Origin of the sequence: Staphylococcus sp. EG-SA-10, assembly GCF_017151945.1 — a bacterium.
In the GTDB taxonomy this organism is placed as follows: Bacteria; Bacillota; Bacilli; order Staphylococcales; family Staphylococcaceae; genus Staphylococcus; species Staphylococcus aureus.
Window position 1 is genome coordinate 1 of record NZ_JACVZJ010000042.1, and the last position, 2,624, is coordinate 2,624.

26 tRNA genes and 1 rRNA gene are annotated in these 2,624 nt (G+C 49.7%); all 27 read left to right on the forward strand.

The window, feature by feature from the left end:
- Positions 1-11: 11 nt before the first annotated feature.
- The 27 genes from rrf (at position 12) to IDG45_RS13650 (ending at position 2,480) form a co-directional block, all read left to right on the forward strand.
- Positions 12-126: ribosomal RNA gene (gene rrf / locus IDG45_RS13520) — 5S ribosomal RNA — on the forward strand.
- Positions 127-137: 11 nt separating this feature from the next.
- A tRNA-Val gene (locus IDG45_RS13525) sits at positions 138-213 on the forward strand.
- A 16-nt stretch (positions 214-229) separates the two neighbouring features.
- Positions 230-305: transfer RNA gene (locus IDG45_RS13530), tRNA-Thr, on the forward strand.
- A gap of 5 nt (positions 306-310) precedes the next feature.
- Positions 311-386, forward strand: a tRNA-Lys gene (locus tag IDG45_RS13535).
- Positions 387-389: 3 nt separating this feature from the next.
- Positions 390-471, forward strand: a tRNA-Leu gene (locus IDG45_RS13540).
- A gap of 3 nt (positions 472-474) precedes the next feature.
- A tRNA-Gly gene (locus IDG45_RS13545) sits at positions 475-549 on the forward strand.
- A 10-nt stretch (positions 550-559) separates the two neighbouring features.
- Positions 560-648 (forward strand) — tRNA-Leu (locus IDG45_RS13550).
- 18 nt (positions 649-666) lie between these two features.
- A tRNA-Arg gene (locus tag IDG45_RS13555) sits at positions 667-740 on the forward strand.
- A gap of 9 nt (positions 741-749) precedes the next feature.
- Positions 750-823 (forward strand) — tRNA-Pro (locus IDG45_RS13560).
- Positions 824-840: 17 nt separating this feature from the next.
- Positions 841-916: transfer RNA gene (locus IDG45_RS13565), tRNA-Ala, on the forward strand.
- A gap of 21 nt (positions 917-937) precedes the next feature.
- Positions 938-1,011: transfer RNA gene (locus tag IDG45_RS13570), tRNA-Met, on the forward strand.
- A 28-nt stretch (positions 1,012-1,039) separates the two neighbouring features.
- Positions 1,040-1,113: transfer RNA gene (locus IDG45_RS13575), tRNA-Ile, on the forward strand.
- A 9-nt stretch (positions 1,114-1,122) separates the two neighbouring features.
- A tRNA-Ser gene (locus IDG45_RS13580) sits at positions 1,123-1,212 on the forward strand.
- A 10-nt stretch (positions 1,213-1,222) separates the two neighbouring features.
- Positions 1,223-1,298 (forward strand) — tRNA-Asp (locus IDG45_RS13585).
- Positions 1,299-1,336: 38 nt separating this feature from the next.
- Positions 1,337-1,429: transfer RNA gene (locus IDG45_RS13590), tRNA-Ser, on the forward strand.
- A gap of 14 nt (positions 1,430-1,443) precedes the next feature.
- A tRNA-Met gene (locus tag IDG45_RS13595) sits at positions 1,444-1,517 on the forward strand.
- A gap of 9 nt (positions 1,518-1,526) precedes the next feature.
- Positions 1,527-1,602 (forward strand) — tRNA-Asp (locus IDG45_RS13600).
- Between the two features lie 18 nt (positions 1,603-1,620).
- A tRNA-Phe gene (locus tag IDG45_RS13605) sits at positions 1,621-1,693 on the forward strand.
- A gap of 7 nt (positions 1,694-1,700) precedes the next feature.
- Positions 1,701-1,776, forward strand: a tRNA-Thr gene (locus tag IDG45_RS13610).
- 5 nt (positions 1,777-1,781) lie between these two features.
- A tRNA-Tyr gene (locus IDG45_RS13615) sits at positions 1,782-1,862 on the forward strand.
- 15 nt (positions 1,863-1,877) lie between these two features.
- Positions 1,878-1,951 (forward strand) — tRNA-Trp (locus tag IDG45_RS13620).
- Between the two features lie 2 nt (positions 1,952-1,953).
- Positions 1,954-2,026, forward strand: a tRNA-His gene (locus IDG45_RS13625).
- Between the two features lie 11 nt (positions 2,027-2,037).
- Positions 2,038-2,109: transfer RNA gene (locus tag IDG45_RS13630), tRNA-Gln, on the forward strand.
- A gap of 5 nt (positions 2,110-2,114) precedes the next feature.
- Positions 2,115-2,188 (forward strand) — tRNA-Cys (locus IDG45_RS13635).
- A gap of 7 nt (positions 2,189-2,195) precedes the next feature.
- A tRNA-Gly gene (locus IDG45_RS13640) sits at positions 2,196-2,270 on the forward strand.
- Positions 2,271-2,283: 13 nt separating this feature from the next.
- Positions 2,284-2,358, forward strand: a tRNA-Gly gene (locus tag IDG45_RS13645).
- A gap of 38 nt (positions 2,359-2,396) precedes the next feature.
- Positions 2,397-2,480: transfer RNA gene (locus IDG45_RS13650), tRNA-Leu, on the forward strand.
- The last annotated feature ends 144 nt before the right edge of the window (positions 2,481-2,624 follow it).

Consider the following 2,624-nt stretch of genomic DNA (forward strand, 5'->3'; position numbering starts at 1 on the left):
ACATTCATATGTCTGGTGACTATAGCAAGGAGGTCACACCTGTTCCCATGCCGAACACAGAAGTTAAGCTCCTTAGCGTCGATGGTAGTCGAACTTACGTTCCGCTAGAGTAGAACGTTGCCAGGCAGTTTTAAATCGGAGAATTAGCTCAGCTGGGAGAGCATCTGCCTTACAAGCAGAGGGTCGGCGGTTCGAACCCGTCATTCTCCACCATTTATTCTTACATATTGCCGGCCTAGCTCAATTGGTAGAGCAACTGACTTGTAATCAGTAGGTTGGGGGTTCAAGTCCTCTGGCCGGCACCATGGAAGAGCCATTAGCTCAGTTGGTAGAGCATCTGACTTTTAATCAGAGGGTCAGAGGTTCGAATCCTCTATGGCTCACCATTTGCGGGTGTGGCGGAATTGGCAGACGCACTAGACTTAGGATCTAGCGCCTTACGGCGTGGGGGTTCGACTCCCTTCACCCGCATATGCAGAAGTAGTTCAGCGGTAGAATACAACCTTGCCAAGGTTGGGGTCGCGGGTTCGAATCCCGTCTTCTGCTCCATTTTTATAGTGCCGGGGTGGCGGAACTGGCAGACGCACAGGACTTAAAATCCTGCGGTGAGTGATCACCGTACCGGTTCGATTCCGGTCCTCGGCACCATTTTCAATAAAAACATATGCGCCCGTAGCTCAATTGGATAGAGCGTTTGACTACGGATCAAGAGGTTATGGGTTCGACTCCTATCGGGCGCGTTAATTATACGGGAAGTAGCTCAGCTTGGTAGAGCACTTGGTTTGGGACCAAGGGGTCGCAGGTTCGAATCCTGTCTTCCCGATATACTGTAATTATTATGGGGGCTTAGCTCAGCTGGGAGAGCGCCTGCTTTGCACGCAGGAGGTCAGCGGTTCGATCCCGCTAGTCTCCACCATATTATTTACAAACTATATAAGGCGGTGTAGCTCAGCTGGCTAGAGCGTACGGTTCATACCCGTGAGGTCGGGGGTTCGATCCCCTCCACCGCCACTATTTATTAGTTGTAAAATTATATTTAGGACCTTTAGCTCAGTTGGTTAGAGCTAACGGCTCATAACCGTTCGGTCGCAGGTTCGAGTCCTGCAAGGTCCATATAATTTTGGAGGAATACCCAAGTCCGGCTGAAGGGATCGGTCTTGAAAACCGACAGGGGCTTAACGGCTCGCGGGGGTTCGAATCCCTCTTCCTCCGTTTTACTAATGGTCTCGTAGTGTAGCGGTTAACACGCCTGCCTGTCACGCAGGAGATCGCGGGTTCGATTCCCGTCGAGACCGCCATTTAATTTTATAATTAATAGCGATTTACCTATAATAATGGAGGAATACCCAAGTCCGGCTGAAGGGATCGGTCTTGAAAACCGACAGGGCCTTAACGGGCCGCGGGGGTTCGAATCCCTCTTCCTCCGCCATTATTTTTTATTATCGCGGGATGGAGCAGTTCGGTAGCTCGTCGGGCTCATAACCCGAAGGTCGGTGGTTCAAATCCGCCTCCCGCAATATTTTATAGGTCTCGTAGTGTAGCGGTTAACACGCCTGCCTGTCACGCAGGAGATCGCGGGTTCGATTCCCGTCGAGACCGCCATCATTACATTTTTATTATGGTTCAGTAGCTCAGTTGGTAGAGCAATGGATTGAAGCTCCATGTGTCGGCAGTTCGACTCTGTCCTGAACCATTTCTTAGCCGGCCTAGCTCAATTGGTAGAGCAACTGACTTGTAATCAGTAGGTTGGGGGTTCAAGTCCTCTGGCCGGCACCATTTATGGAGGGGTAGCGAAGTGGCTAAACGCGGCGGACTGTAAATCCGCTCCTTCGGGTTCGGCAGTTCGAATCTGCCCCCCTCCATTTATTATTTTTAATAGGGGCATAGTTCAACGGTAGAATAGAGGTCTCCAAAACCTTTGGTGTGGGTTCGATTCCTACTGCCCCTGCCATGGCGGCTGTGGTGAAGTGGTTAACACATCGGATTGTGGTTCCGACATTCGAGGGTTCGATCCCCTTCAGCCGCCCTTATTATTAATGGGCTATAGCCAAGCGGTAAGGCAACGGACTTTGACTCCGTCACTCGTTGGTTCGAATCCAGCTAGCCCAGTTATTGGCGGCATAGCCAAGTGGTAAGGCAGAGGTCTGCAAAACCTTTATCACCGGTTCAAATCCGGTTGCCGCCTCCAGGTTTATGCGGGAGTAGTTCAACTCTTAGAATACATTCCTTCCTGGAATGAGGTATAGGTGTAAATCCTATCTTCCGCTCCATAATTTAATATTTGCGGGAGTAGTTCAACTTTTAGAACACGTTCCTTCCCGGAACGAGGTATAGGTGTAAATCCTATCTTCCGCTCCATAATTGCTTCCAAAGGGAAGTTTTTTGTTTACCATTAAGCCGGTGTGGCGGAATTGGCAGACGCGCGGGACTCAAAATCCCGTTCCACTTGTGGAGTGTCGGTTCGACCCCGACCACCGGTATATTAACTGTTATTTACAGGTTCTTCATCTTTTATGGTGGGAAGGTAAAACTTCCTGCTTTTTTTAATACACAAAAAGCGCAATTGCCTCTATAATTTAAAGTGACCAAACCCAAACTAAAGGAGACAAGTGCGCCTATGTGTA